21 protein-coding genes and 1 pseudogene are annotated in these 25714 nt (G+C 71.3%); 10 read left to right on the forward strand and 12 right to left on the reverse strand.

All coding sequences use genetic code 11. The features are described from left to right. Nucleotides 1–327: 327 nt before the first annotated feature. From AAW13_RS39020 to AAW13_RS39035, 4 genes are all read right to left on the reverse strand, one after another. Entirely contained in the window at nt 328–3093 is a 2766-nt protein-coding gene (locus tag AAW13_RS39020; RefSeq protein ID WP_046733157.1) for an ATP-binding protein, read from the reverse strand. A 266-nt stretch (nt 3094–3359) separates the two neighbouring features. Next, nucleotides 3360–6047: a pyruvate dehydrogenase (acetyl-transferring), homodimeric type gene (gene aceE / locus AAW13_RS39025; RefSeq protein ID WP_046733158.1), complete on the reverse strand. Its 2688-nt coding sequence runs from the start codon at nt 6045–6047 to the stop codon at nt 3360–3362. Between the two features lie 155 nt (nt 6048–6202). Beyond that, nucleotides 6203–6697: a cupin domain-containing protein gene (locus AAW13_RS39030; protein ID WP_046733159.1), complete on the reverse strand. Its 495-nt coding sequence runs from the start codon at nt 6695–6697 to the stop codon at nt 6203–6205. A gap of 122 nt (nt 6698–6819) precedes the next feature. Further along, nucleotides 6820–7767 carry an alpha/beta fold hydrolase gene (locus AAW13_RS39035; protein ID WP_046733160.1) on the reverse strand — a complete coding sequence of 316 codons (948 nt, stop codon included), beginning with the start codon at nt 7765–7767 and terminating at the stop codon, nt 6820–6822. A 435-nt stretch (nt 7768–8202) separates the two neighbouring features. Here AAW13_RS39035 and AAW13_RS39040 point away from each other — a divergent pair, with 435 nt between their 5' ends. From AAW13_RS39040 to AAW13_RS39050, 3 genes are all read left to right on the forward strand, one after another. Further along, the gene (locus tag AAW13_RS39040; RefSeq protein ID WP_046733161.1) at nt 8203–8979 is read left to right on the forward strand and encodes a DUF427 domain-containing protein; all 777 of its coding nucleotides are present in this window, start codon (nt 8203–8205) and stop codon (nt 8977–8979) included. A gap of 127 nt (nt 8980–9106) precedes the next feature. Beyond that, complete coding sequence (locus AAW13_RS39045) at nt 9107–10057, forward strand: alpha/beta hydrolase (RefSeq protein ID WP_046733162.1); 951 nt, start codon at nt 9107–9109, stop codon at nt 10055–10057. Between the two features lie 47 nt (nt 10058–10104). Next, the gene (locus AAW13_RS39050; RefSeq protein ID WP_046733163.1) at nt 10105–10824 is read left to right on the forward strand and encodes an alpha/beta fold hydrolase; all 720 of its coding nucleotides are present in this window, start codon (nt 10105–10107) and stop codon (nt 10822–10824) included. A gap of 92 nt (nt 10825–10916) precedes the next feature. On the opposite strand, the gene AAW13_RS39055 is transcribed toward AAW13_RS39050, so the two are convergent. Both AAW13_RS39055 and AAW13_RS39060 read right to left on the reverse strand, forming a co-directional pair. Further along, nucleotides 10917–11321, reverse strand: coding sequence for an OsmC family protein (locus AAW13_RS39055; protein WP_046733164.1), 405 nt, complete (start codon nt 11319–11321; stop codon nt 10917–10919). Nucleotides 11322–11499: 178 nt separating this feature from the next. Next, on the reverse strand, nt 11500–12237 hold the full coding sequence (locus tag AAW13_RS39060) for an SDR family NAD(P)-dependent oxidoreductase (protein WP_046733165.1): 738 nt from the start codon (nt 12235–12237) through the stop codon (nt 11500–11502). A gap of 171 nt (nt 12238–12408) precedes the next feature. Here AAW13_RS39060 and AAW13_RS39065 point away from each other — a divergent pair, with 171 nt between their 5' ends. Then, entirely contained in the window at nt 12409–13065 is a 657-nt protein-coding gene (locus AAW13_RS39065; protein WP_046733166.1) for a TetR/AcrR family transcriptional regulator, read from the forward strand. Between the two features lie 160 nt (nt 13066–13225). Further along, nucleotides 13226–13948 carry a sigma-70 family RNA polymerase sigma factor family protein gene (locus tag AAW13_RS39070; protein WP_046733167.1) on the forward strand — a complete coding sequence of 241 codons (723 nt, stop codon included), beginning with the start codon at nt 13226–13228 and terminating at the stop codon, nt 13946–13948. On the opposite strand, the gene AAW13_RS39075 is transcribed toward AAW13_RS39070, so the two are convergent. The 3 genes from AAW13_RS39075 to AAW13_RS39085 form a co-directional block, all read right to left on the reverse strand. Beyond that, complete coding sequence (locus AAW13_RS39075; RefSeq protein WP_079179143.1) at nt 13902–14906, reverse strand: sigma-70 family RNA polymerase sigma factor; 1005 nt, start codon at nt 14904–14906, stop codon at nt 13902–13904. The genes AAW13_RS39070 and AAW13_RS39075 overlap by 47 nt on opposite strands. 245 nt (nt 14907–15151) lie before the next feature. Next, on the reverse strand, nt 15152–15898 hold the full coding sequence (locus AAW13_RS39080) for an SDR family oxidoreductase (protein WP_046733168.1): 747 nt from the start codon (nt 15896–15898) through the stop codon (nt 15152–15154). 117 nt (nt 15899–16015) lie between these two features. Further along, nucleotides 16016–17746, reverse strand: a complete 1731-nt coding sequence (locus AAW13_RS39085) for an L-aspartate oxidase (RefSeq protein ID WP_107483512.1) — start codon at nt 17744–17746, stop codon at nt 16016–16018. Nucleotides 17747–17932: 186 nt separating this feature from the next. Between AAW13_RS39085 and fdxA the strand changes: the two are divergent. Next, nucleotides 17933–18235 (forward strand): annotated as a pseudogene (fdxA, locus tag AAW13_RS39090) (ferredoxin); the annotation flags it as partial. Between the two features lie 206 nt (nt 18236–18441). On the opposite strand, the gene AAW13_RS39095 reads toward fdxA, so the two are convergent. Further along, nucleotides 18442–19338 carry an RNA polymerase sigma-70 factor gene (locus AAW13_RS39095; RefSeq protein ID WP_046733170.1) on the reverse strand — a complete coding sequence of 299 codons (897 nt, stop codon included), beginning with the start codon at nt 19336–19338 and terminating at the stop codon, nt 18442–18444. Between the two features lie 379 nt (nt 19339–19717). On the opposite strand from AAW13_RS39095, the gene AAW13_RS39100 reads away from it, so the two are divergent. Then, on the forward strand, nt 19718–20104 hold the full coding sequence (locus tag AAW13_RS39100) for a cupin domain-containing protein (RefSeq protein WP_229878697.1): 387 nt from the start codon (nt 19718–19720) through the stop codon (nt 20102–20104). A 17-nt stretch (nt 20105–20121) separates the two neighbouring features. After that, the gene (locus tag AAW13_RS39105; protein ID WP_046733171.1) at nt 20122–20742 is read left to right on the forward strand and encodes a DUF5134 domain-containing protein; all 621 of its coding nucleotides are present in this window, start codon (nt 20122–20124) and stop codon (nt 20740–20742) included. 169 nt (nt 20743–20911) lie between these two features. Here the strand turns inward: AAW13_RS39105 and AAW13_RS39110 are convergent, their stop codons facing one another. Together AAW13_RS39110 and AAW13_RS39115 are read right to left on the reverse strand one after the other, a co-directional pair. Beyond that, on the reverse strand, nt 20912–22306 hold the full coding sequence (locus AAW13_RS39110) for an aldehyde dehydrogenase family protein (protein ID WP_046733172.1): 1395 nt from the start codon (nt 22304–22306) through the stop codon (nt 20912–20914). Further along, nucleotides 22306–23406 carry a phenylacetate--CoA ligase family protein gene (locus AAW13_RS39115; protein WP_046733173.1) on the reverse strand — a complete coding sequence of 367 codons (1101 nt, stop codon included), beginning with the start codon at nt 23404–23406 and terminating at the stop codon, nt 22306–22308. The genes AAW13_RS39110 and AAW13_RS39115 overlap by 1 nt, the downstream gene beginning before the upstream one ends. 266 nt (nt 23407–23672) lie before the next feature. Here AAW13_RS39115 and AAW13_RS39120 point away from each other — a divergent pair, with 266 nt between their 5' ends. Continuing rightward, complete coding sequence (locus AAW13_RS39120) at nt 23673–24296, forward strand: GNAT family N-acetyltransferase (RefSeq protein WP_063777102.1); 624 nt, start codon at nt 23673–23675, stop codon at nt 24294–24296. Nucleotides 24297–24411: 115 nt separating this feature from the next. Beyond that, complete coding sequence (gene ilvC, locus AAW13_RS39125) at nt 24412–25416, forward strand: ketol-acid reductoisomerase (protein ID WP_046733174.1); 1005 nt, start codon at nt 24412–24414, stop codon at nt 25414–25416. Nucleotides 25417–25714 lie beyond the last annotated feature (298 nt).

A 25714-nucleotide genomic window follows, 5' to 3' on the forward strand; every position in this document is an offset into this window, starting at 1 on the left:
GGCCTGCCCCCGGCCCCCACGCCCCTGGGGCCTGCCATAGCCACCCCCTGGCTCGGACGCCCTTGGGGCCTGCCATAGCCACCCCTGGCCCGGACGCCCATGGGGCCGCCCCTGGTCCCCCACGCCGCCTCGGGCCCCTGTGGTCCTGTCGCCGTCCGGTCCCGGCCCCCGGACGGCCCGTGGCCACGGACCATGGTCAGAGCGGTCCGTGGGCGCTTCGCGTGCGGGGAGGCCGCTCGTGCGGACTGCGCGGACTCCCGACGGGGCACGGCGCGGCACGGCGCGGGACGTGGATCGCACCCCCGCCGTCGGCGCGGCCCCCGGGGGTCAGGCCGGGGTCGCCGCCCCGCCCGGCAGCACGGCGCCCAGCTGTTTGCGGGACCGGATCCCGAGCTTCGTGAACACCTTCCGCAAATGCCACTCGATGGTGTGCGGGCTGAGGAACAGCTGCGCGCCGATCTCGAGGTTGGTCAGCCCTTCGCCGGCCAGCCGGGCGATCTGGGCCTCCTGAGGCGTGAGCGCCTCGTCGGTGCCGGTGTCGCGCCTGCGCACCGTCTCCCCGGCGGCCTCCAGCTCCCGGCGGGCGCGCTCGGCGAACGCCTCCGCGCCGGCCCGGTCGAGGATCTCGTGGGCGCGGGCCAGCTGGTCCCGGGCCTCGGCGCGGCGGTTCTCGCGGCTCAGCCACTCGCCGTACAGCAGCCGGGTCCGTGCGAGCGCCATTCGCACCGGGGTGCTCTCCAGGCGGGCGATCGCCTCCCGGTACAGGGCGTCGGCCGTGTCCCCCTCACTGATCAGGGCACGCGCCGTCGCGGAGGTGCCCGTCGCCCAGGCCGTGCCACTGGCCTGGCAGATGGTCGCGAGGCGACCGGCGGCCTCGACGGCGAGGTCCCGCTGCCCGCTGCGGGCCGCCGCCTCCACCAGCTCGACCAGGGAGGAGAGGGCGAGCCCCAGCTCCTGCGGATGTTCGCAGCCCTTGGCGGCGGAGGCGCAGGCCTCCTCGTACCGGCCGAGGCCGTTGTACAGCACGGCCAGCGCCCACTGGGGAGCCGTGAGCGCCTTTCCCTCGCCGCTGAGGGTCCGGTCGCCGGTGATCGTCCCGATCGCCCGCAGCGTCTCGGTCTCGCGGCCGCGCCAGGGTTCGATCACCAACGCCCCGTAGTGCGCGAGGAAGTGGCTGCCGGTGGCCTCGCCGATCGTCACCGCCTCCGCGGCGAGCGAGTCCGCGTCGGCCAGATCACCGGCGAAGACCCGGTTCGACAGCCGCAGCAGGAGCGCCGAGGGCAGCACGGACAGCGTTCCGGTCTCCCGTGCCAGACCGACGAGCTTGGCCGACAGGGTGCTCCAGCTGTCGAAGTCCCACACGCTGTGGGCCATGCGGCAGGCGAACGGGAGCCAGCCCAGCGACTGTTCCACCGTGAAGCCGCCGCACCGCAGCGTGTTCAGTGCACGGCGCAGCATCGGGGCGCCCGCCGCGTAGCCGTCCGTGGTGGCCATGGCCAGGCCGTCGAGGAAGAGGTCGGTAGGTCCGGGGTGTGCCGTCGGGGGCGCGGTGCGTGCCGCCCGGGCGACCTCCTCGAGGCCGGGGCCGCTGGACACACGGCCCGCGGTGAGGGCCGCGTAGAACGCGTCCCGGTAGGTCTCGCGCGCGATGCCGGCGTCGAGCGGCTCGAACTCGCGGGCCGCCGTGAGCAGCAGCGGCACGGTGGCGCCGGCACTGCGGGATCCGAAGGTGATCTGCCCGCGCAGCAGGCTGGCCTGGGCGCGTTGCAGATCGTCGAGCGCGCCCATCTCGGCCACGTTCAGCAGTTCGAGCGCGGCGTCGAACGCCCCGGCGAGGTACTTGGCCCGGGCCGCTGCCAGCGCTCTGCCGTGGCGGCGGGCGGGATCAGGCGTCAGCTCGGCCGCTCGTTCCAGGAAGGCGGCCGACGCGGCGATGCCGCCACGCGCCTGCGCGCGGTCGGCCGAGCGGGCCAGTTCGTCCGCCACGGCCTCGTCTGGCTCCGCCGCGGCGCGCGCCAGGTGCCAGGCGCGGCGGTCGGGGTCGGACCGCGTGTCCGTGGCTTCGGCCAGTGCCCGGTGCGCCTCCCGGCGCTCGGCCGGTCCCGCCGCGCGGTAGACGGCCGAGCGCACCAACGGGTGCCGGAACTGGACCCGTGTGCGCACTTCCAGCAGGTTCGCGGCCACCGCGGGGGAGGCCTCGCTCATGGGCACGCCCAGGATGTCCGCGGCGCGGCGGAGCAGTGAGACGTCGCCGACGGGCTCGGCCGCCGCGAGCAGCAGCAGCCGCCGCGTCTGCGGGGGCAGTTCCTCGACGCGCAGGCTGAAGTTGTGCTCGAGCCTGCCGACGAGCGGCCCCATCGACGGTGAGGCGTAGCCGCCCGCGAGGTCGGCCGCGGAGGTGCTGCGGGGCAGTTCCAGCAGCGCCAGCGGATTGCCGCGTGCCTCGGCGAGAATCCTGCTGCGGACCGGCTCGTCGAACCGGCCGGGAAGCACCGAGGTCAGCAGGGCGCGGGCGTCGGGCTCGCTCAGCCCCCCGAGGGTGAGCTCGGGCAGCCCTTGCAGGGCGCGTTCGCCGTCCGCCTCGCGGACGGCGAAGATCAGCCCCACGCGCTCAGCCATCAGACGCCGGGCGACGAACCCGACGATCTGGGCCGAGACGCGGTCGAGCCACTGCACGTCGTCGACGAGACAGATCAGCGACGTCTCCTCAGCGACGTCGGCGAGCAGGCTGAGGACCGCCAACCCCACGAGGAACCGGTCCGGGGGAGTGCCCGCGCTGAGCCCGAAGGCGGTCTCCAGGGCCGTCCGCTGCGGATCGGGGAGGTGCCCGAGGCGGTCGAGGAAGGGCGCGCACAGCTGGTGCAGACCCCCGAAGGCCAGCTCCATCTCGGCCTCGACCCCCGCCGCGCGCACCACGGTGCAGCCCTCGGCGGTCTCGGCCACGTACTCCAGCAGGGCGGACTTGCCGATACCGGCCTCGCCGCGCAGCACGAGGACCGCGCTGTGGCCGTCACGCACCTTGGCCAGATGCCGGTCCAGCACCGCTCGCTCGCTCTGCCGCCCGTGCAGGAGGCCCGGGTTCTTGCCTTTCATGAACACCCCCGGCTGCGAGCGTATATATCTGGTCTTCGGCCACACAACTCATCTGCGCCGCTGGTCACCTCGTGGGTGGGACTCCGGGCAGTGGCGTCGTGTCGGGCCGTGGTGGAGCTGCGGTGGGGCCGGCCGACGTGTGTTGCCGGACCGTGGGCGGTCGTGTCCGGCGTGTCCGTGACCACCGCCGTCGCGTCAGCGTGTGTCCTCGAACGCCGTGCTCTCGTCGATCTTCTCGCCGACGACGATGCTCGACAAGACTGCCGTCAGGTGTCCAGGCCGTAGTGCTTGCGGGCGCGGTCGACGGTGTCGGGGTTCACTTGTCCGGCCCGTGCCAGACGGTCCAGGGCCGTCACGGTGATCGATTCGGCGTCCACGCGGAAGTAGCGCCGTACGTCCTCGCGGGTGTCGGACAGGCCGAATCCGTCCGTGCCCAGTGAGTAGTAGTCCTGCTCGATCCACTGGCCGATCTGGTCGGGGACCTGGCGCATCCAGTCGCTGACGGCCAGCACCGGACCCGGCGCACCGGCGAGCGCCTCGGTCACGAAGGGCACACGTGTCTCGCCGCGCGTGCGGGCGGTGTCGGCGTCCATCGCGTCCCGGCGGAGCTCCGTCCAGGACGTCACCGACCAGACGTCGGCGCGCACGTTCCAGTCGGCGGCGAGCAGTTCCTGCGCGCGCAGTGCCCAGTGGACGGCGGTGCCGGAGGCCAGGAGCTGTAGCCGGGGGCCGGACACGGCGGGGTCGCCGGGCCGGAACGGGTACAGGCCGCGGACGATGCCCTCCTCGATGCCGGGCAGCGTCGGCATGGGCGGCTGGGGCTTCGGCTCGTTGTAGACCGTGAGGTAGTAGAAGACGTTCTCGGGCCGCTCCCCGAACATCCGGCGCAGGCCGTCGCGGACGATGACCGCGATCTCGAACGCGAAGGCCGGGTCGTAGCTGACGGCCGCCGGGTTGGTGGCGGCCAGGAGGTGCGAGTGGCCGTCGCCGTGCTGGAGACCTTCGCCGGTCATGGTGGTGCGTCCGGCGGTGCCGCCGACGACGAACCCGCGTCCCATTTGGTCGGCGAGAGCCCAGAACTGGTCGCCGGTGCGCTGGAAGCCGAACATGGCGTAGAAGATGTAGAACGGGATCATCGGCTCGCCGTGGGTGGCGTACGAGGTCGCGGCGGCGGTGAACTCGGCCATGGAACCGGCTTCGGTGATGCCCTCGACGAGGAGCTGCCCGGTCTCGCTCTCCCTGTAGTGCAGCAGCTGGTCGGCGTCGACGGGGTCGTAGGTCTGGCCCCGCGGCGAGTAGATGCCTGCCGTGGGGAACATCGACTCCATGCCGAAGGTACGGGCCTCGTCGGGGATGATCGGCACCCAGCGGGCGCCGGTGCGGCCGTCCCGCATCAGGTCCTTCACCAGGCGGACCAACGCCATGGTGGTGGCGACCTCCTGGTGGCCGAAGCCCTTGAGCAGCGCCTCGAACGGCTGCGGGGCGGGCTCCGGCAGCGGCTTGGCGATCACACGGCGCGCGGGGGCGGGACCGCCCAGCGCGGCGCGCCGCTCGCGCAGGTACCGCACCTCGGGCGAGTTCTCCCCCGGATGCCAGAAGGGGACGACGTCACCGGCGAGGGCGCTGTCGGGGATGGGCAGGTCCAGCGCGTCGCGCAGCTCGCGGAACTGCGTCATGGTCAGCTTCTTCATCTGGTGGTTGGCGTTGCGGGACTCGAACGCCGACCCGAGGGTGTGCCCCTTGACCGTCTGGGCGAGGATCACCGTCGGTGCCCCCCGGTGTTCGACGGCGGCCCGGTAGGCGGCGTACACCTTCAACGGCTCGTGCCCACCGCGGGAATCCGCGAAGAGCTCCACCACCTGGGCGTCGCTCAGGGTGGCGGAGAGTGCGGACAGGGCGTCTCCGGCGAAGAAGTTCCTGCGGATGTAGGCGGCGTCCCGCGCGGCCAAGGTCTGCATCTGGGCGTCGGGCTCCTCGCCCAGGCGGCGCACCAGGTCGCCGGTCGTGTCCTGGGCCAGCAGCGGGTCCCAGGCCTCGCCCCACAGGGCCTTGACCACGTTCCAGCCCGCCCCGCGGAACCGGGCCTCCAGCTCCTGCACGATCTTGGAGTTGGACCGCACGGGTCCGTCGAGACGCTGGAGGTTGCAGTTGATCACGAAGGTGAGGTTGTCCAGGCCCTCACGGGAGGCCAGCGTCAGGGCGGCCGTCGCCTCCGGCTCGTCCGTCTCCCCGTCGCCGAGGAAGGCCCACACGCGGGAGGCGGAGGTGTCCTTGATGCCGCGGGCCTTCAGATAGCGGTTGAAGCGTGCCTGGTAGACGGCACCAAGAGGGCCGAGGCCCATGGACACGGTCGGGAACTCCCACAGCCACGGCAGGCGTCTGGGGTGCGGGTAGGACGGGAGGCCGTGACCGCCGGCCTCGCGCCGGAAGCCGTCCAACTGCTGCTCGCTCAGGCGGCCTTCGAGGAACACCCGGGCGTAGATGCCCGGCGAGGCGTGCCCCTGGAGGAACAACTGGTCGCCCGAGCCGTCCTGTTCCTTGCCGCGGAAGAAGTGGTTGAAGCCGATCTCGTACAGCCAGGCCGCCGAGGCGTAGGTGGAGATGTGTCCGCCCAGGCCGAGCCGGGAGCCGCGGGTGACCATGGCCGCGGCGTTCCACCGGTTCAGGGCGGTGATCCTGGTTTCCATGGCGATGTCGCCGTCGAACGCCGGCTGCGCGGCCGCCGGGACGGTGTTGACGTAGTCCGTGGTGAGCAGCCCCGGCACGGACAGGCCGGCGCGGGCCGCGTACTCGTGCACGCGCCGGATCAGGTACACCGCCCGATCGGGTCCGGCGTGGCGTATGACGGCGTCGAGGGAGGCCTGCCACTCGGCGGTCTCCTCGCGGTCCGGGTCGGGAAGCTGGTCGAGCTCACTGGTCGACGGGGGCGCGGCGGGCCGGGACGAAACACTCATGGGCGGCCTTCCTCAAGGCATGGGGCGGGCGAGACGGGAGGGGGTGGCGGATGCCGCCGGCCGTCGGACGGTGCGGCGCGGGTGGACCGGACGGCCGGTGTCCCGCGACCACGACCGCGGGGCGGGCGCGGGCGCCGCGGGACACCAGGGTGGGTCTACTCCACGAAGTAGGAGTCGTGCCGGTCGAAGAACGCGGAGCGCTCCTCCTCCGAGGCGTGCGCCAGCTGCGACACCTGCTCGAAGTACTCCTCACGCGGCGCGCCCGGTGTGAACAGCAGAAGCATGTCCGCCGGTGCGTCGGAGTCGTTGCGGAAGGCGTGCAGCCCGCCTTGCGGCACGTGCACGAAGTCGCCCTTGCGGGCGTCCACCCAGCGCACACCGTCGAAGATGCGCACGGTGCCGTCCAGGATGTAGAACGACTCCGAGATCCGCTTGTGGAAGTGCGTCTTCGGGCCGCCGGCCCGCGGCCTCATCTCGACGCGGTACAGCCCGAACTCGCCGCGGGTGGTCGTGGTGGTGGCCAGATAGTGGGTGGCGTCCTTGCCCGGCCCGCTCTCGCCGAGGTCGGGTGGGGTGTCGGCAGGCCGGAACACGGCGCTGACCTCGCCGTCGTCTCCGAAGTACTTCTGTTCCGGGTAGGGGTACGACATGGTGGTTTCCTTTCCTGGAGCGGTCGGGCGGCCGCGTGCCCGCCCGCACTCGATATGACCGGTGGGCACGGTCCGATGTGACGTCGGCGCGGCGATGGGCAGCGGTGCCGCGCGGTCGGGTGTCAGTGGGTGAGGCAGTCGTGGCGGGGGTGTCCCCGTCGCAGGGCCCGTACGTCCCGTACCGCCGCGGCGAACGCCTCGGGGCGTTCCTGCGGCAGGTTGTGGCCGGCGTCCGCGACCTGAAGGTGCAGGCGGGGGCCGGTGAAGTGGTGAGCGGTCGATGACCCGTCGGTCGCCGGGAAGTTGCCGTCGGCGGTGCCGTCCAGGGTGACCGTGGGGACGGTGATCGGAGGAAGGCCGGCGAGGCGGGCTTCCAGCTCGGCGTACGCGTCCGCGCCCGGTGCCAGGCCGAGCCGGTGCCGGTAGGAGTGGACGACGACGTCGACGTAGTCCGGATTGGTGAAGGCCTCAGCGGCCCGCTCCAGTTCGGCTTCGCCGAAGGCCCACACGGGGGAGTTGCGTTTCCAGATGACCCGCGCGACGCCCCGTGGATCGGCTCCGAGTCCGGTGCGGCCGCGCTCGGTGAGGAAGTAGTAGAAGTACCAGAAGCCCGCCTCCCGTTCGGGGGTGACGGGGTTCATGGCGGCGCCGATGTCCTGGATCAGGTAGCCGTTGACGCAGACCAGGCCGAGGACCCGTTCGGGCCACAGCGCCGCGGCGACCGTGGCCGCTCGGCCGCCCCAGTCGTAGCCGGCGAGGTAGGCGCGCTCGATGCCGAGGGCGTCCAGGAGCGCGATGACGTCGGCTCCCAGGGCCGCCTGCTGGCCGGAACGGGGAAGGGAGTCGGAGAGGAATCTGGTGGGGCCGTGCCCTCGCAGGTGGGGGACGATGACGCGGAATCCGCCTTCGGCCAGCAGGGGAGCCACGTCCACGTAACTGTGGATGTCGTAGGGGAAACCGTGCAGAAGGACGACGGTGTCACCGTCGGGGGAGCCCGTCTCGTGATAGGCGACTTCGAGCACGTCGGTCGTGACGCGTCGCAGGGGGGCGAGCAGGGGCAGGGCTGACATGCGAATCCTCCGACGAAGGAGCGGTTGGGGGCCGCAGGAGAGGGGAGCCGCGGTTCCGGTCGGGCGCGGCTGGAGGTACCGGGTGGTGGGTTCCGGCGCGTCACCGGGCCTGGCCGCCGCCGGGTCCCGCCCTCGGCGACAGTGTGCACAGTGTGCATGAGAAGGTTGTCTTGTTAGTGTCATGAGTGGTGGCGTCATAATGGGTGTGCGTTCGCACGGCGTGATCTCCTCTCCCCGGCGGACTGTCTCCCCGCACAGACCGGCCCTCGCCACCTGCTGTGACAGCGAAACAAGCCCTGCTCAGCGCTGGGCGCGTCGGCGCCGGACGAACCCGACGGTCCGTGACGGCCCGAGGATGCGGGCGTCCCGGGCGCACACCCTCGCCGCGTCCGGTCCGAACGGGCGCGCAACCTTCGACCGACTCAGGTGATGACCATGGAAACCGAAAGTGTTCTGCATCCGAGCTTCCTCGTGCCTGTCGGGCACGTGGAGCCGGTGCCTCGCCGGGTCAGGGGCGTGATCGGCGGTCGCACCGTCTTCGACACGCGGCGCGCCCTGTACGTCTGGGAGTGGCAGGCCTATCCGCAGTTCAGCATCCCGGTGCGGGACCTCGTCGACGGCGTCCTCGACGACGAAGGGGTGGCCGAGGAGCACGGTGCGGGCACGGCACACCGGCACACCCTGTCCGTGGGCGGGGTCTCGCGCCCCGGTGCCGCCTGGGTGTGGGGGAAGGACGCCCCGGCGCCGCTCCAGGGCACGGTGCGCTTCGAGTGGCCGGCCATCGACTACTGGTTCGAGGAGGACGAACCCGTCTTCGTCCACCCCAGGAGCCCGTACTCGCGGGTGGACGCCGTGCGTTCCTCCAGCAGCGTCCGCGTCGAGCTGGAGGGCGTGGTCCTGGCGGAGGCGCCGACGTGCGTCAAACTCTTCGAGACCGGCCTGCCGACGCGCTACTACCTTGACCGCGCGCACGTCGACTGGACCCGACTGCGGCGGACCGACACGGTGACCCGCTGCCCGTACAAGGGAACGACGAGCGGCTACTGGTCGTACGACGGCGCCACCGCCGCCCACGAGGACATCGCCTGGGCGTACGACTTCCCGACCATCCACGCCAACCGCATCGCGGGCCTGACGGCCTTCTACAACGAGCACGTCGACCTCTTCGTGGACGGCGAGCCGCTGCCGAAGCCCGGCGCACTCCGTTCCTAGCCCCTGCCCCGGCGTCCGGTCCCGGGCCGCGCTCGACGGCCCGGGACCTCTGGTGTCACACATCTGCTGCGGGCCTGGTCCCATAGTGTGAAAAGTCCTCCTTGATCGCCCGGAGAAGGATCACACCATGAGCGACATCGTTCTCGAGCCCGCCGCGCAGGAATTCGCCGACGCGACCGCCAAGCCGCCGCTGCTGTACGAGCTCGGCGTCGAGGGCGCGCGCAAGCTGCTCGACGACGTGCAGGCGCAGCCGATCGAGAAGCCCGACGTGGACGAGAAGTGGATCACCGTTCCGGCGGAGGTCGGCGACGTGCGGGTGCGCATCCTCAAGCCCGTCGGCAGCACCGGCCCCCTGCCTGTCATCCTCTACGTGCACGGCGGCGGCTGGATCCTCGGCAACGCCGGCACGCACGACCGGCTCGTGCGCGAGCTGACCGTCGGGGTGAACGCCGCCCTGGTCTTCGTCGAGTACGACCGCTCCCCGGAGGCCAAGTACCCGGTCGCCGTCGAGCAGGCCTACGCGACCGCCCGGTGGATCACCACCGAGGGCGCCGGCGAAGGGCTCGACGCCTCCCGCCTGGCCGTCGCCGGTGACTCGGTCGGCGGAAACATGACCGCCGCGCTGACCCACATGGCCAAGCGGCGGGGCGACGTGTCCTTCGTGCACCAGTCGCTGTACTACCCCGTCACCGACGCGGCCCAGGACACCGAGAGCTACCGGACCTTTGCGCACGGCCCGCATCTGACGGCCAAGGCCATGGAATGGTTCTGGGACGCCTACACCACCGACCCCGCCGAGCGCGCCCAGATCACCGCCTCGCCGTTGCGGGCCACACTGGAAGACCTCCGGGACCTGCCGCCGGCGCTCGTCGTCGTCGACGAGAACGACGTGCTGCGCGACGAGGGCGAGGCCTACGCCCGAAAGCTCGTCCAGGCCGGTGTGCCGACGACCGGCGTCCGCTACAACGCCTCCCTGCACGACTTCATGATGCTGAACACGGTCCGTGGCACCCAGGCGTCGACCGCCGCGATCGAGCAGGCCGTCCACGTGCTGCGCAAGGCTCTCGGAACCGACTGACACCGCACACCCGACCACCTCCCTGACACGTCGAAAGGCCGTTTTCCATGAGTGCACACAAGCCCACCATCGTCCTCGTACACGGCGCGTTCGCGGACGCCTCCAGTTGGAACGGCGTCGTCGACAAGCTGCTCGCGCACGACTATCCGGTGATCGCCGTCGCCAATCCGCTGCGCGGACTGACCACCGACGCCGACTACGTCCGGCAGATCGTGACGTCCGTCGAGGGCCCCGTCGTCCTCGTCGGCCATTCCTACGGCGGGTCCGTCATCAGCAACGCGGCCAAAGGGCTGCCCGAGGTCAAGGCGCTCGTCTTCGTCGCGGCGTTCCTGCCGGAGGAGGGCGAGAGCGCCGTCACCCTGTCGGGCAAGTTCCCCGGCAGCACCCTCGGCGACACGCTCCGGCCCGTGCCGGTGACGCTGCCCGACGGCAGGCAGGTCATGGACCTGTACATCGAACAGGCCAAGTTCCACGAGCAGTTCGCCGCCGACGTCCCCGAGGAGACCACGGCCGTCATGGCCGCGACACAGCGGCCGGTGGCCGATGCCGCGCTGGCGGAAGGCGCGTCCGCGCCCGCGTGGCGGGACATTCGCTCGTGGGTGCTGGTGGCGGACGGGGACCGGAACATCCCCCCGCAGGCGCAGACCTACATGGCCGAGCGGGCCGGAGCCTCCGTCATGAAGGTCTCCGCCTCCCACGCGGTCAGCGTCTCGCGCCCCGGTGACGTGGCCCGTCTGATCAACGAGGCGGCGCAGGCGACCGCCTGAGCGCCGGAGGCCCGCGCCTGACGGACGCGGGGGGTGGGGTCCGGCTTCGCAACCGGACCCCACACCCCGCGTTCTCGTGTGGGCCTGACGTGTCACGGCAGCGGTGCGGGCTCCGCGAGCAGCGTGGGCACCGTGATGATCGTGACGTCCTTGGTCAGCAGCCGATGGACAGGACAGCGTCCCGCGACCGCCAGGAGCTGGTCCCGCTGCGCGGGGGTCAACTCCCCGACGAGTCCGACGTTCTTGACCACCTGCCCCTGTGCGTCGAAGCGGACCGCGACGTCCACCCGGTCCAGCGGCCATGCGTGGCGCTGCGCGTAGGCCCGCACCGCCATGGACGTGCACGTTCCGAGCGCGGCCAGGAGGAGTTCGCCCGGGGTGGGGCCGGTGTCGGTGCCGACGGGTTCCGGCTCGTCGGCCGTCAGGCGGTGTGTACCGATCGCCACGGAGCGCGCGAGCTGCTTTCCTTCGGCCACGGTAACGATGCGCGTGTTCATGCTTGCCTCTCAGCCGCGGTACGGGCAGAGGCACGACCTGCGCCTCCCGAAACTCAGACCGCGCGGGGCGCCCGACTGTGACGGCCGGCGTGCCCGTACCCGGCTGCAAGCAGGTGGTGCGGGGCGGCGGGTGCCGGCCCGCGGATGATCAGCGGTGATCAGCGGTGATCAGGGGTGATCAGCGGGACTGGTCGGTGGGGCGTACGAGGATCTCGTTGACCGCGACGTGGTCGGGCTGTGTGACGGCGTAGACCACCGCGGCCGCGATGTCCTCCGGCTGAAGGGTCCGCATCGACTCGGCCATGGTCCTGACCGCGGCACGCCTGGTGGGGTCCGTGATGTGGTCGGCCAACTCGGTCGAGACGAAGCCCGGCTCCACGACGACGACGCGGACCCCCTGCTCGGTCACCTCTTGGCGCAGCGCCTCGGCGAAGGCGTTGACGCCGAACTTGGTGGCGGAGTAGACCGCGGCACCGGCCGAGGAGACACGGCCCGAGGTGGAGGAGATCTGCACCACCGCGCCGCGTGAGCGCAGCAGGTGGGGCAGCGCGGCGTGCACCGTGTACATGGAGCCCAGCAGGTTGGTCTCCACCATGCGGGTCCACTCCGCGGGATCGGCGTCCAGGACGGGGCCGGTGAGCATGATGCCGGCGTTGTTCACGACTATGTCGAGGGTGCCGAAGCGCTCGACGGTCCGGTCGACGGCCTCGCGCACCGACTCGGGGTCGCTGACGTCCATGTCCAGGACGAGGATCTCCCCCGGCGCTTCCTGCGCCAGTGCCTCGAGCCGGTCGGTCCTGCGGCCACCGACGGCCACGGTGGCCCCCGCCTTCGACAGCGCCAGAGCGGTCGCCCTGCCTATGCCGGACGAGGCGCCGGTGACCAGGACGATCTTGGGATCGAGAACGGAACTCATGCCAACTCCGAAAGGGGTAGTGGGGTGAGACGGGCAGGCTCTGTCGTGTGCGAGGACAGGACGGGGCGGCCCGAGAAGATGACCGAGGGGTCACGTTGTGCCAGAGTAACACTGAAAATGACCCGCGAGTCATGTTCAGTGTCAATGTTGTGACACGTAGAGGGAGGCGTCATGGCCGGGAGAACAGCGGCAGTGCAGACCAGGGCCGACAGCGTGCGCAATCGGCGGCTGCTCCTGCGAGCGGCCACCGAGGCCTTCGCCGAATGCGGGGTGGATGTGTCGATGCACACGATCGCCCAGCGGGCCGGCGTCGCCAAGGGCACGGTGTTCAGGCACTTCCCGACGAAGGACGACCTTCTCGCGGCGATCATGACGCAACTGCTCGACCGGCTGTCCGAGACGGCGGACCGGCTCCTGCGCGCCGATGACGCCGGCCGTGCGCTGAAGGACTTCATGGGGCACGGCATCGGCCTGCTCGCCGCAGACCGCGCGTTCTGCGACGTCATCGGCCGGCCCTCGCTACAGCACGCGGACGTACGCGAGGCGATCGACCGGCTCTGCGACACGGTCGAGGACCTCACCGCCCGGGCCAGAGAACAAGGAGCCGTCCGCGGTGACATCACCGGGACCGACATCGTGCTGCTCCTCGGCGGCATCCACCAGACCGCCCAGCCGCTGCTGGACCGTGAACCGCGGGCATGGGAACGCTTCCTGGAGATCACGTTCGACGGACTGCGGGCCCGTGACCGCGAGGCCCTGCCGCATCCGCCACCCGCCCGGCTCCGGATGGCGGACCCGTCGGATGTCTCCGCGGCGACGAAGACGTGACACTAAGTGGCACATCATTGGTGTGTTGTGAAATCATGCCGCAGCTTCTGTCTCTCTCAGGCCGGCCGACCAGCCGGGTACGGACAGGGGCGGGTAACGTCTGAGTCATGCCGTCGCGGCGGCTGCGGCTCCGGACTCTCGTCGGCGTGGGGGTCGCTCCATGGATCATGTCGTTGGCGCGGTACCGCTCGCCGAGTCGCTCGACGAACGGCGGCACCTGCTGGACGTCGCCTGCCGCGCGCTCGGCAGCCGCGTCGCGGCCGAACGCGTCGTCGACGAGGCCTACCGGCGGTGGTACCGCCTCACCGATCCGGAGCGGGTCCGGATGCCGTCCCCGCGCGTCTGGCTCACCCAGGTCGTGGACGAGGCATGTCTGACGCGACCCGCGCCGGCCCGGCCCGGCGGGGACGAGCGGGAGATCCAGGCCCGGCGGGCGTTGCGCGGCGAGGACGTGGAACCGGTCGAGCGGGCCCTGTTGAGTGTGGGTGCGCGGCGTGCGCGGCCCGTGTCGGCGCGTCGCGAGCATGAGATCACTGTTGCCGTGCGGCAGGCGTGCAGCGATCAGGACGGCCCCCGACTGCGGTCGCTCCTGGCCCCCGACGCGACGGCCTTCTTCGACAGCGGCGGCAAGATCCGGGCCCTGGCCCGGCCCGTCCGCGGCGACGAGCAGGTCGCCCGCAGCCTGTTGGTCCTGCTGGCCGGACAGCGGCGTGTGACCCTGCGCACGGGATCGGTCAACGGGCGCACCGGCCTCGTCGCCCGGTTCGACGGCCAGGTCGCCGCGGTGCTGACCCTGGACATCGCGGACTCGCTGGTCCTTCAGGTCTGGGTGGTTCTCAACCCCGACAAGCTGCGTAGCTGGAACCGCTCCCTTCCCAGGTGAGTTCACGGGCCAGGGCGTCCACGGGACGCTCGGGCAGGGGCGCGCGGTGGGCGCGGGATCCGAGGAAGGCGGCGATCTTGTCGGGGGTGAACACCCACAGAACCCGGTGGATCCCCCGCCTTGTGGCGGCGATGGTCATGAAGGTGGCGGGTCGGCCGTCCCGGTACAGCAGGACCCCGGCGCGTCCGTTGGCCTGCACGGGTGCGATCTCGACCGTCGGCCAGAAGCGTGACGAGGCGGTCGACAGGTTCGCCACCCGGGCACGACCGACGACGGGTACGCGGGCCGCGCCGCGCAGCCCGTTGCTGTCGGACAGACTGACCGCGTCAGGCGTCAGGAGCGCTTCCAGCGCGGCCACGTCCCCTTCCTGGGCGGCCGCGACGAAGACATCGAGCAGCCTGCGGTGCTCCTGGGCGTCGACACTGTCCCGCTGGTCGTCCGTGAGGTGCTTGCGCGCCCTGCTCACGATCTTCCTGGCGTTGACCGGGGTGAGGCGCAGGATCTCCGCGATCTCCGAGTAGCCGTACACGAAGGCCTCCCTCAGCACGTAGGCGGCCCGTTCGATGGGTGTGAGCTTCTGGAGGACGAGGAGCAGGGCGAGTTCCAGGGCCTCGGCGCGTTCGGCGCCGGCCACCGGGTCGATGCTGGTGTCGATGGGTTCGGGCAGCCAGGGCCCGATGTAGGTCTCGCGGCGCACGCGGGCGGACTGTGCCACGTTGATGGCCAGCCTCGTCGTCGTGCTCGACAGGAACGCCGCGGGGCTGACCACCGCCGAACGGTCGGTCCGCTGCCAGCGCAGCCATGCCTCCTGCACGACGTCCTCGGCTTCCGTCGCGCTGCCCAGGACGCGGTAGGCGATACCGAAGAGCCGGGGCCGCAGTTCCAGGAAGGTGGTGACGGCCTCGGCGAGGTTCCGGTCCGCGGGGGGTGCCTCTGTGGGGGATGCCTCTGGATACATGTCCCTCTGACTCCGTTCCTCCGGGGCCCGGGTTGTCGGAATGCGGCCACGAGGCGCTCACAGACCCGGCGATCGTCTCCCCCTCAACGACCGAAAGACCAAGGACGCTGTGACAGTGCTTTTTCGGAGGACTTTTCATCGGCGTGGATGCGGAATCGGCCTTGCGCGCCGGTTGGTCTACGGCGCCGTAAAAAATGGGCCTGTCGTGCCACGGTGCGTGGCACGACAGGCCCATGAAGAAGCGTCTACTGCTGCCGGCCGAGCCAGTCGACGAAACGGGTCTCGCCGATGCGGGCGTCCGGGCCGGGAAGCAGCGTGGTCTCCCGCAACTCGGCACCGAAGTACGGGGCGTGCACGTCGGCGACGACCGTACGCGGGTCGTTCTTGGCGGCCAGCCCCTTGCGGATCAGCTCGTCCAGCTGGAAGGTGTCGGGACCGGCCACCTCGACCACACCGTTGACAGGCGTGCCGACGGCGGTGCGTCCCACGGTGGCGGCGACGTCGTCCGAATGGACGGGCTGGATCTTCACCGGGGCCAGCTTGACGGTGTCACCCTCGGTCGCCGACTCGGCGATGCCCTTCATGAACTCGAAGAACTGCGTGGCATGCACGATCGACCACGGGATCCCGGAGGCCTTGATCAGTTCCTCCTGTGCCTGCTTGGCACGGAAGTAGCCGCTCTCCTGGAGCCGTTCCGTACCCACCACCGACAGGGCGACGTGGTGGGTGACACCGGCGTTCGCCTCGGCCTTGAGGAGGTTGGTGGTGGAGGTACGGAAGAACTCCATGACGGCGTCGTCCGCGAAGGAGGGCGAGTTGGAGACGTCGATCACGACGGCCGCGCCCTCCAGCACCTCGGCCAGGCCCTCGCCCGTCAGCGTGTTGACGCCGGTGTTCGGGGCGGCCGCCACCGCCTCGTGGCCGTGTTCGTCGAGCTTGCTGACGACCTTCGAGCCGATCAGTCCGGTGCCGCCGATCACTACGACCTTCATGGGGACGTTCCTTTCACTCGTTCTCATCTGCTGTCTGCACGAGGTATGACCGGGAATTGACCTGCGCTGTGACACTCTTCTCGAATTCCGGAAATCTCCTCCCGGGCAGGGGAATTCCTATTCGACGAGCTTTCCGTCCGCCGAGACGTCTTCCATCAGGGCGGCGATCTCGCCGGGGACAGGACCGATGGGTTCGCGGGTGATGCCGTCGGTCGGGGACCAGACGAGGTTCACCTGGAGCGCGGGATCCATGTCGGGGTAGTCGCTGCGGTTGTGGCATCCGCGCGTCTCGCGTCGCTCCAGCGCCGCTTCCAGCGTGGCCTTCGCCGCCAGCGCCGACGACTTGAGGTCGAAGGCGTGGGCGAGGTCCTGGAAGCCGGCGATGTCCGGATGGACGCCGACGTTCTCCATGCGTTTCTCGATGGCGTCGAGCTCCGCCAACCCGGTGCGCAGCCCCTCCTCGTCACGCACCACGCCCGCGTGTTCGGTCATGGTGTTGCGGATCGCGCGCTGTAGGGCGCGCACGTTCTCGGGTCCGTCCGCGGCGAGCAGGTCGTCGACCTCCGCACGCGCCTGGGCCACCGCGGCGGCCGAGCGCGGCTGCGCGGTCAGGGACTCCGAGTAGGCGGCGGCAGCCTGCCCGGTGATGCGGCCGTACACCAGCAGCTCGATGAGGCTGTTGCCGCCGAGCCGGTTGGCGCCGTGCAGTCCGCTGGAGGCCTCACCGATGGCGTACAGGCCCCGCACGTCCGTGCTGTGGTCCTCGGGGCGGACCCAGACACCGCCCATCGAGTAGTGCGCGGTGGGCGCGACCTCGATGGGATCGCGGGTGATGTCGAGCATTTGCAGTTCCAGCAGTGTCTGGTAGACCCGCGGGAGCCGCGCCATGATCGTCTGGCGGGGCAGGTGCGAGACGTCGAGCCACACCCCGCCGTTGGGCGTGCCGCGGCCTTCCTTGATCTCGGTGTAGGAGGCGAGGGCGACCCGGTCGCGGGTGGACAGCTCCATGCGTACGGGGTCGTAGCGGTTCATGTACCGCTCGCCGAGCGCGTTGCGCAGGATGCCGCCCTCGCCGCGGGCCGCCTCGCTCACCAGGGTCCCGGCCGCGTTCTCCGGCTCGATGATGCCGGAGGGGTGGAACTGGACGAGTTCCGGGTCGCGCAGCCGGGCTCCGGCCTCCGCGGCCAGCCGGAAGGAGTCGCCGGTGTTCTCGTCGCGCCGCGAGGAGGTGCGCCGCCAGATCCGGGTGTGGCCGCCGGCCGCGAGGATGACGGCGTCCGCGTGCACTAGGTAGCGCCTGCCGTCGGCAAGGCCGAAGCCGTAGGCGCCGAAGACGGCGCCGTCGTGGACCAGGAGACGGGTGATGTAGACGTTGTCGAGCACCGGTATGTCCAGCTGGTTCGCGCGCCGGATGAGCGTGCGCTGGATCTCCAGGCCCGTGTAGTCGCCCGCGAAGGCGGTGCGGCGGAACTTGTGGGCGCCGAAGAAGCGCTGGGAGATCCGGCCGTCCCCCTCCCGGGCGAAGGCCATGCCGTAGCGCTCCAGGTCGTCGATGCCGAGGGCGGCTCCCCGGGTGACGATCTCGGCGGTGCGGGGGTCGCCGAGGAGGTAGCTCTCCTTGAGGGTGTCGGCGGCGTGCTGCTGCCAGGTGTCTTCGGGGTCCATCGTGGCCAGGGCCGCATTGATCCCGCCGGCGGCGAGAGAGGTGTGGGTGTCCTCCTTGGGGCGCTTGCCGACGGCGAGGACATCGACGCCGCTCTCGGCCAGTTCGATGGCCGCGCGCAGGCCCGCGCCGCCGGTGCCGATCACCAGCACCGTGGTGGAAAGACGTTGTTCGGTGGCAACCACGATTGCTCCCATCGCTCGGGGTGGTCACCTGCTACGACCGGGTGCGGTGACGGTTTGTGACACCGCCGCCCGGGCCCGCCTGTCGGTGTCACACCCCGGCGGCCGGGCCGGTCCTACCGCACACCGGCCGGGCGCACGAAGGCCGTGCGATGCGCAACCGCTGGCCGGCGAAGGGTGGTGGGGACGATGACCTATGTCATCGCGGAGCCGTGCGTCGACGTCAAGGACCGGGCGTGTGTGATCGAGTGCCCGGTCGACTGCATCTACGAGGGCGAGCGGACGCTGTACATCAATCCCTTGGAATGCGTCGACTGCCACGCCTGCGAACCGGTCTGCCCGGTCGAGGCCGTCTTTCACGAGGACGACCTGCCGGCACGGTGGGCGCAGTACCGGTCCGTGAACGCCGAGTACTTCCGTGACGCGCCGGGGGAGGACACCGGGCGGGCCGCGCGGGCCGACCACCCCGTGGTCGCCGCTCTGCCCCCGCAGCACGCGGTCAGGAACGACCTGTCCGGGTTCGCCGCCCGTAAGGAGGAGGCCGCCGACGCCGACCTGTGGTTCCCGTGGTGAACCGCCCGGCCCGGTGCGGCGGGCCGGGCCCTGGGCGTGCGGCGGACCGGCGGGTCAGGCCCCTGGGGACGGCGTGCGGCGGACCGGCGGTTCAGGCCCCCGGAGACGGCCTGCGGGGGTGCGGGTCAGGCGCCCAGGGACAGGACGTAGGGGTTCAGCTTGACCGGGTTCATCACCCACATGATGCGCTCGATGCCGTCCTCGGACGCGTCCACGCACAACAGGGCCACCGGGGCGTTGTCCCGTGCGATGAGCACGGCGGGCCAGCCGTTGGCCTCGACGAACCGGGTCTCGGCATCAGGCCAGAACCGCGGGGCGAAGGCGGCCAGGTACCGGGAGACGTGATCGCGGCCGACGACGGGAATCCTGGACGCGCCACGGATGCCGCCGCCGTCCGAGTAGCTGACGACGTCCGAGGTCAGCAGGTCCTCCAGGGTGGAGAGATCTCCCGTGCGCGCGGCGGAGAGGAAGCCTTCGAGCAGACGCCGGTGGGCCGCGGGGCTGACGCGCTCCTTGCGCTCGGCGCCCAGGTGCTTGCGCGCCCGGCTGACCAGCTGCCGGGCGTTCGCGTCGCTGGTCTCCAGGATGTCGGCGACCCGCTGGTAGGGGTAGTCGAAGGCCTCCCGCAGCACGTAGGCGGCACGTTCGACCGGGTTGAGCTTCTCCATCAGCAACAGCACCGCCAGCTCGACCGCCTCGGCGCGTTCCGCCCCCAGGTGCGGGTCCTGGGTGGTGTCGACCGGCTCGGGGAGCCAGGGCCCGACGTAGGACTCCCGGCGTACCCGAGCGGACTGGGCCAGGTTGATCGCGAGCCGGGTGGTGACCGTGGTCAGGAAGGCGGCCGGCTCATGGATCTGCGCGCGGTCGGTGTTCTGCCAGCGCAGCCAGGCGTCCTGGACGATGTCCTCCGCCTCGACGGCACTGCCGAGGATGCGGTACGCGATGCCGAACATCCGGGGTCTGGCCGAGAGGAAGTCGTCGAGACCGCGGTCGGACGTGTCGGGGTGGGCGCCAGCGCGCATGGGTCGTCCCTTCTGGCTTTGCGCCCTACATGCTACGCGCGAGAATTAGGGGTACGCGCTGCGGGCCGCATCTGCTCACGCTATCTCTTTCGCGATCTCCGGTCACACGGTGGCAATCGTCGCGTCCGATCCACCCGATTCGCCCCCTCCGGTTCCGCTCGCCGCCCCATGCTCCCGAAGACCGCGGTCGGCGGCTGGAAGGGCTGTGAGGAGGCCGGTTGTCACACATGCGCCCGGTCCCCGGTCATGAGTGACGAACGATGTTCACGCCTACGGAAGGTGCAACACAGTGTCGGACAACATGACAGCACACGACCACTCCGCTCACGGCCACCACGGGCACCACGGGCACGGCGACCAGGAGGGGACCGCCGGCTGGATGACGGCGGCCAAGGTGCTCCAGGACGCCGCACCGATCACCGTCCCGGAGGGGGCGTCGGCGATGACCATTCTCGTCGAGTGGGAGCCGGGCGACCCGGGCACGCCCCCGCACCGGCACTCCGGCCCCGCCTTCGGCTACGTCGTCGAGGGCGCGGTCCGTTTCGAGCTGGAGGGCGAGCCCGAGCGCGTGGTGGAGGCGGGCGGCACCTTCTGGGAGCCCGGCGGAGACGCCATCCACTACCAGGACGGCAACGCGCTTTCCGACGCGCGGACCCGGTTCGTGGTGACCATGATGTGTGCTCCGGGCAAGCCCATGCTGGAGCTGGTCGACGAGAAGGAACTGGCGGAGCGCGCCCACCTGCGGGCACCGCGCCCCACCGCCTGACCGGGCACGGACCCGCCATGGGCACGCCTGTCGTCCTGGTGCACTGCCTGCTGACGCTGCTGTTCGTGGCGGTGCTCCTGCATGTGCTGGCGCGGGGCGTCGGGTCACCCAGGGCCGGGTTCGGTGTCCGGCTGGACCGGTTGCTGGCCGCCGCCATGGCCGCGTCCATGGCGGCGATGCCCTGGACCGACGTCCGCGCGGGGCCCGCTGCCGTCGCCGGCGGTGTCTGCGCCGCCGGGGCGGTGTGGTTTCTCCTGCCGGTCGGCCGCCGGGTGGCCGGGAGGACGGCGGCGATGATCCACCGGCTGCCGCACGCGGCCGGTATGGCCGCGATGGCCTGGATGCTGCGCGTGCCGCACACCGGGACCGGACCGGCGCACGCACATCTCGGGTCGGCCGCGCTCTCCACCGGGCCCGGCGCTCCGGTCGCTGGTGCCCCTCTCGGCGGCTCCGTGATCACGCTGTCGCTGGCGTCCTGCCTGCTGGCGTATGCGCTGTGGTCGCTGACCCGCCCCATGCCCTCACTGCGCTCGGCCGTGAGCGCGGCGCGCCGTGCCGCGGCGGCGACGCCGGCACGGCACGTGGGTGAAGGAGCGATGGCGCTCGGGACGGCCGTGATGCTGGTCCTGCCCCACTGAGCGCGGCACGAAGAACCGGCCGCCCGCCCGGCACGGCGAAGGCGCGGTGGCCCGCGGTCATGCGCTGACTGACCGCGGACCACCGCGCCGGACGGCCGGAGCGAGGGTCGTCGCCCCGCCGACGGGGCGGGCGCCGCTCACGGCAGGCCCGCGCCGAGGCGAGCGTCGTTCAGGACGGGCCCTCGTACACCGCCTTGCTCCGCATCAGGAAGTCGGAGAGATAGCTGTCGTGGGGGACGCCCGGCGACATCCAGTGGGTCGGCTGATCCCCGAAATACACGTTGGCGATGCCGGGTTCCGCGACCAGGGCCTCCCACAGGTCCCGGTCCCGGGTGAGCGCCGACAGCACGAGCGTGCCGCGCAGCGGCGCCATGCCGTCCGCGCGGGTCCAGGGGGCGATCCACACGCAGGGGAAGGGCAGTTCGGTGCGCAGTTGCGGGGCTCGGGCGTTCGCGGTCTGGTGCACGGCGGGGCGCAGTACGGCGCTGCCGTCTCCGAGGTCGTCGGCGATTCCGCCGCCGCCGAGCCAGGCGTGCGTCCCGGCCGCCACCGTTCTCAGATACGCGCTGAGGGCTCGCGCCCGCTCCTGCGGGCACACCGGCAGCCGGGCCCTCTCGTCCTGCGGGGGAAGGCTGGGCAGGACGGCCAGACGTGCCGCGAGGGCTTCGGCGAGCGGGGTCGGGTCGCCCTCGACGAGGACGGCGGTGGCGTTGACGCACGCGGTGCCGCTCTCGCCGGCCACGGACGCGACGAGGGCGTCCAGATGGTCACGCCAGTCGGTGTCCGCGGTGATGAGGATCTTCGACCGTCCCGGTCCCTGCGGCAGGATCCTGGCGTCGTGCGCGTACTTGGTCACCACGTCGTCGCCGCCGTAGACCACGGCCCGGTCCGCCCCGTGGACGAGCGTGTCGGCGGTCGCGTGGTCGGTGGGCAGCAGCATGAGCTGGTCGTCCCGGATTCCCGCCTGACGCAGTGCCGCGACGAGCCGGTAGGGGGTGAAGGGCTCGCGCCGGGACGGACGCACGGCGACGCGGTAACCCAGCGCGAGTGCCTCCAGCCAGGCACGGTGTACGCCGGGGTGGTTGCCGGACGCGTTGACGGCGAACACGTCGCCCTGACGCGCCCACACCGTGTGCGTCTCGTGCAGGACGTGGTCGCTGAGGTCGCGGGCGGCGCCGCGCGGCCTGCCACGGTCGGCGGACGAGGCGGCATGCCGTACGAAGTGCGCCGTGCCCCGGGTCGCGGCGCGCACCACGGCGAGGGGCGTGCCCGAGGTCCGGCTGACGAGGCGTTCGTACTCCCGGACGCTCAATCCCCCCACGGTGCCCGCGGCGAAAACCTCCCCGGCGGTGGCGAACACGGTCTCCAGGCCGGCCGCGGCGATCGGCGGCGCCTGGCGCAGGACGCCGATCGCCCGGGCCACGTACAGCGGCGGAACCAGACTCAGCCGCGCGATCGGGGTACCGGCCACGTCGGTCACCGTGCTCGGCACACGTGTGCGGTAGGTGCCCCGCGGGCCCAGGGCGTCGAGGTACAGCGGCTCGGTGGCCGGTACGCGGGCCATCAGTAGACACCCGCGATGACCGTCGCACCCTCGACCGCGGGAGCCGGCGAGACGTCGGCGACGGCGTCCCCGGCGTGGCCCTCGGCCGGGCGGACCCGCAACGCGGTGTCCCGCTCCCTGTTGTTGGGGATCAGCATGGACTTGCTGACGTGGCTCACCACCACCTGGCCCCGCTCGCCCTCCGCCACCGGTCGCCCGGTGTCGGGATCCACGACGCTCAGGAAGACGTACGGCGAGACCGGGTCGAACACACACGGCTCCGACGCCGTGAGACCGCCCCGCTCCACAAGCGAGGTGAGCATCATGGTGTTGCCGTACATGCCGATCACCGGCACGTCGGGAAACACCTCGGTCCGCAACAGGTCCCGGGTGTCGGGATCCATGTGGGTGCCGCCCCAGATGATCGCCCGGGCTTTGCCGTTGATGACCTCCACGAGGTCGCTGTCCTGGGCGAAGCGCTCCAGCATCGGGGTGGTGGCGGCTATGACACCGATGTCCTGGCCGTGCAGGACGCGCCGGCACTGGTCCACGAGGTGGCCGGTGTAGGCGTCGGCCTCGTCGCGACGGCCCGCGGCGACGAGCTTCTTGACCCAGCGGGGGTCCATGTCCACCCCCAGCCCGGGGCTGCCGAGACCTGCCGCGGCCCGTTGCAGCACATCGCCCACGAGGTGCGGGCCGGTCGGCGCCACGGTCAGCCACAGTGCGCCGACGGGCAGTGCGTGCTCCCGGAGCCGGCGGGTCACCTGCTCGCTGCCGTGCCGCGCCCAGTCGTCCATCTGCACGACCCGCCTGGGTGCCCCGGTCGTGCCGCCGCTCTCGAACACGTGCAGCGGACGGGCCTGCCGACCGTAGCCGCGGGGGACGAGATCGGACACCCGCACATCGCGCAGCTCGTCCGTCAGATCGGGAAAGAGCGCCAGGTCCGCCACGCCCCTGACGTCGTGGCGGGGGTCGAAACCGAGCCGGTCGACCCGTTCCAGCCAGTACCAGGACCCCGTCTCGGGAGTGAAGTGCCACCGCATGGCCGCCCTGACGTATTCGTCGGGGTCCACCCCGTCGAAGGGGCCGGCGTCCAGAACGGTGAATGCGTCCATCGGCATGGAACCGCCTTTCTCGAAGTCGCTGAGGGCGGACGCGTGAGAGCCGCGCGTCCCGGGCGGTCCCGCGGGTCCGACCCGCACTCGCAGAGAGGACCGAGCGGCTCAGGCGTATGTGACAGCCCCTCGGAAACGCGGCAGCGCCCAGTGCCGGTACCGATACCGGCACACCGTCACAACGGCCCGTGTCTCCCGGTCTGATGACTGGGCCGAAGCCCACCGGCGGTGTGCCGAGGCCGAGGGCGAGGGAGAAGAAGAGGGAGAGGGACATGCGACAGGGACTGCGGATCGTACGCGTCGACCAGGACGACGAGCCGCGTGTGGCCGCTCTGCACCGCCGGTGCTCCGCCGCAGCCCGGTGGCACCGCTACCACCGGGCCATGGGCGACCCCGACACCTACCTGGGGCCGCTGCTGTCCCGGCCCCACTCGGTGCACCTGGCGGTGCAGGACCCGCGAGAGCGGCTCGTCGCGATAGGGCATCTGCTGCCGGACGACGGTGACGCCGAGGCAGCGCTGCTGGTGGAGGACACCTGGCAGAACAGCGGGTTGGGCACCCGGCTCCTGGAAGAACTCGGCCGGTTCGCCGTCGCCTTGGGCGTACCTGAGGTCTACGGCGTCATCCACCCCGACGACGCCCGCATGTCGGCCGTGCTGCACCGCACCGGCGTTCCGTTGCGCACGGTCCTGGAGACGGGCGGTGCGACGACGGTCCGGGCCCGGACGCAGGACATCGGCCTCGCCCTCGCCTGCCCGCCCACGCGGCGGGGGTGGTGGCAACGCGGTGCTCGAAAACACCGTGTGTCGGGGTCGTCGGCATGCCCCCGGGCCCCTGAAGCTGGAGTTCAGCGGCTTCTCCGGCGCTCCTTCAAGGACGCGTCGCCTACTCGCTGAACCCGCACAGTGCAATATGTATGACAACATTGAACGAGATAGTGTTTCTGCTGTCGCTCGACGGCGGGTGTTCCTCCCGCGGTTCGATGCGTCGGCCACGAGTGAGGGGATTGCCATGGCCGAGCTGTTCTATGACACCGACGCCGACCTGACCGTCATCCAGGGCCGCAAGGTCGCGGTCATCGGTTACGGCAGCCAGGGTCACGCCCACGCGCTGTCGCTGCGTGACTCGGGTGTGGACGTGCGTGTGGGGCTGCACGAGGGTTCCAAGTCCCGGGCGAGGGCCGAGGAGCAGGGCCTGCGTGTGGTGACGGTGACGGAAGCCGCCGCCGAGGCCGACGTGATCATGATCCTCGTTCCGGACCCGCTCCAGGGCGAGATCTACGAGCAGCACATCGCCCCGAACCTGAAGGACGGCGACGCGCTGTTCTTCGGGCACGGTTTCAACATCCGCTTCGGTTTCATCGAGCCGCCGGCGAACGTGGACGTGTGCATGGTCGCCCCCAAGGGCCCGGGCCACCTGGTGCGTCGCCAGTACGAGGAGGGCCGCGGCGTTCCGTGTCTGGTGGCGGTCGAGCAGGACGCCACGGGGAGCGCCTTCCCCCTGGCACTGTCGTACGCCAAGGGCATCGGTGGCACCCGTGCGGGTGTCATCAGGACGACGTTCACCGAGGAGACCGAGACCGACCTGTTCGGTGAGCAGGCCGTGCTCGCCGGCGGTGTGTCAGCCCTGGTCAAGGCGGGCTTCGAGACGCTGACCGAGGCGGGCTACCAGCCGGAGATCGCCTACTTCGAGTGCCTGCACGAGCTGAAGCTGATCGTCGACCTTATGTACGAGGGCGGCCTGGAGAAGATGCGCTGGTCGATCTCCGAGACCGCCGAGTGGGGCGACTACGTCACCGGCCCGCGCATCATCACCGACGCCACCAAGGCCGAGATGAAGAAGATTCTCGCGGAGATCCAGGACGGCTCATTCGCCGAGAACTGGATGGCCGAGTACCACGGCGGTCTGAAGAAGTACGCCGAGTACCAGCGGCAGGACTCCGAACTGCTGCTGGAGACCACCGGCAAGGAGCTGCGCAAGCTGATGAGTTGGGTCAGCGACGAGGAGCGCTCGTGATCGCGAGCGGGCACGGACGGGAACCGGTGACGGTCTCATGACGACACTGCATGTCACCCTGCTCGGCGGGCTCCGCGAGACAGCCGCCGTACCACTGCGCGCGGCGGAAGCGGCGCACGGCACGCGGTCGCTGCGCCGCTTCGCCCTGGAACTCCATGTGCCGCATGAACGGCAGCCGGCACTGGATGCCGAACTGCGGGCCGCCGCCGCGCCGGACGGGACGTATCTGCAAGGCACCGACGCGATGTGGCGCGTGGTGGAAGGCCGGACCGTCGTGGCCCACGGTCCGCGGGCCGGG

Origin of the sequence: Streptomyces humi (assembly GCF_001005085.2) — a bacterium.
In the GTDB taxonomy this organism is placed as follows: Bacteria; Actinomycetota; Actinomycetes; order Streptomycetales; family Streptomycetaceae; genus Streptomyces; species Streptomyces humi.

Bases quoted from the DNA above. Each gene is read 5' to 3' on its own strand.
- AAW13_RS39020 (WP_046733157.1), bottom strand. From the start codon at position 3,093: ATGAAAGGCAAGAACCCGGGCCTCCTGCACGGGCGGCAGAGCGAGCGA.
- aceE (WP_046733158.1), bottom strand. From the start codon at position 6,047: ATGAGTGTTTCGTCCCGGCCCGCCGCGCCCCCGTCGACCAGTGAGCTC.
- AAW13_RS39030 (WP_046733159.1), bottom strand. From the start codon at position 6,697: ATGTCGTACCCCTACCCGGAACAGAAGTACTTCGGAGACGACGGCGAG.
- AAW13_RS39035 (WP_046733160.1), bottom strand. From the start codon at position 7,767: ATGTCAGCCCTGCCCCTGCTCGCCCCCCTGCGACGCGTCACGACCGAC.
- AAW13_RS39040 (WP_046733161.1), top strand. From the start codon at position 8,203: ATGGAAACCGAAAGTGTTCTGCATCCGAGCTTCCTCGTGCCTGTCGGG.
- AAW13_RS39045 (WP_046733162.1), top strand. From the start codon at position 9,107: ATGAGCGACATCGTTCTCGAGCCCGCCGCGCAGGAATTCGCCGACGCG.
- AAW13_RS39050 (WP_046733163.1), top strand. From the start codon at position 10,105: ATGAGTGCACACAAGCCCACCATCGTCCTCGTACACGGCGCGTTCGCG.
- AAW13_RS39055 (WP_046733164.1), bottom strand. From the start codon at position 11,321: ATGAACACGCGCATCGTTACCGTGGCCGAAGGAAAGCAGCTCGCGCGC.
- AAW13_RS39060 (WP_046733165.1), bottom strand. From the start codon at position 12,237: ATGAGTTCCGTTCTCGATCCCAAGATCGTCCTGGTCACCGGCGCCTCG.
- AAW13_RS39065 (WP_046733166.1), top strand. From the start codon at position 12,409: ATGGCCGGGAGAACAGCGGCAGTGCAGACCAGGGCCGACAGCGTGCGC.
- AAW13_RS39070 (WP_046733167.1), top strand. From the start codon at position 13,226: ATGGATCATGTCGTTGGCGCGGTACCGCTCGCCGAGTCGCTCGACGAA.
- AAW13_RS39075 (WP_079179143.1), bottom strand. From the start codon at position 14,906: ATGTATCCAGAGGCATCCCCCACAGAGGCACCCCCCGCGGACCGGAAC.
- AAW13_RS39080 (WP_046733168.1), bottom strand. From the start codon at position 15,898: ATGAAGGTCGTAGTGATCGGCGGCACCGGACTGATCGGCTCGAAGGTC.
- AAW13_RS39095 (WP_046733170.1), bottom strand. From the start codon at position 19,338: ATGCGCGCTGGCGCCCACCCCGACACGTCCGACCGCGGTCTCGACGAC.
- AAW13_RS39100 (WP_229878697.1), top strand. From the start codon at position 19,718: ATGACGGCGGCCAAGGTGCTCCAGGACGCCGCACCGATCACCGTCCCG.
- AAW13_RS39105 (WP_046733171.1), top strand. From the start codon at position 20,122: ATGGGCACGCCTGTCGTCCTGGTGCACTGCCTGCTGACGCTGCTGTTC.
- AAW13_RS39110 (WP_046733172.1), bottom strand. From the start codon at position 22,306: ATGGCCCGCGTACCGGCCACCGAGCCGCTGTACCTCGACGCCCTGGGC.
- AAW13_RS39115 (WP_046733173.1), bottom strand. From the start codon at position 23,406: ATGCCGATGGACGCATTCACCGTTCTGGACGCCGGCCCCTTCGACGGG.
- AAW13_RS39120 (WP_063777102.1), top strand. From the start codon at position 23,673: ATGCGACAGGGACTGCGGATCGTACGCGTCGACCAGGACGACGAGCCG.
- ilvC (WP_046733174.1), top strand. From the start codon at position 24,412: ATGGCCGAGCTGTTCTATGACACCGACGCCGACCTGACCGTCATCCAG.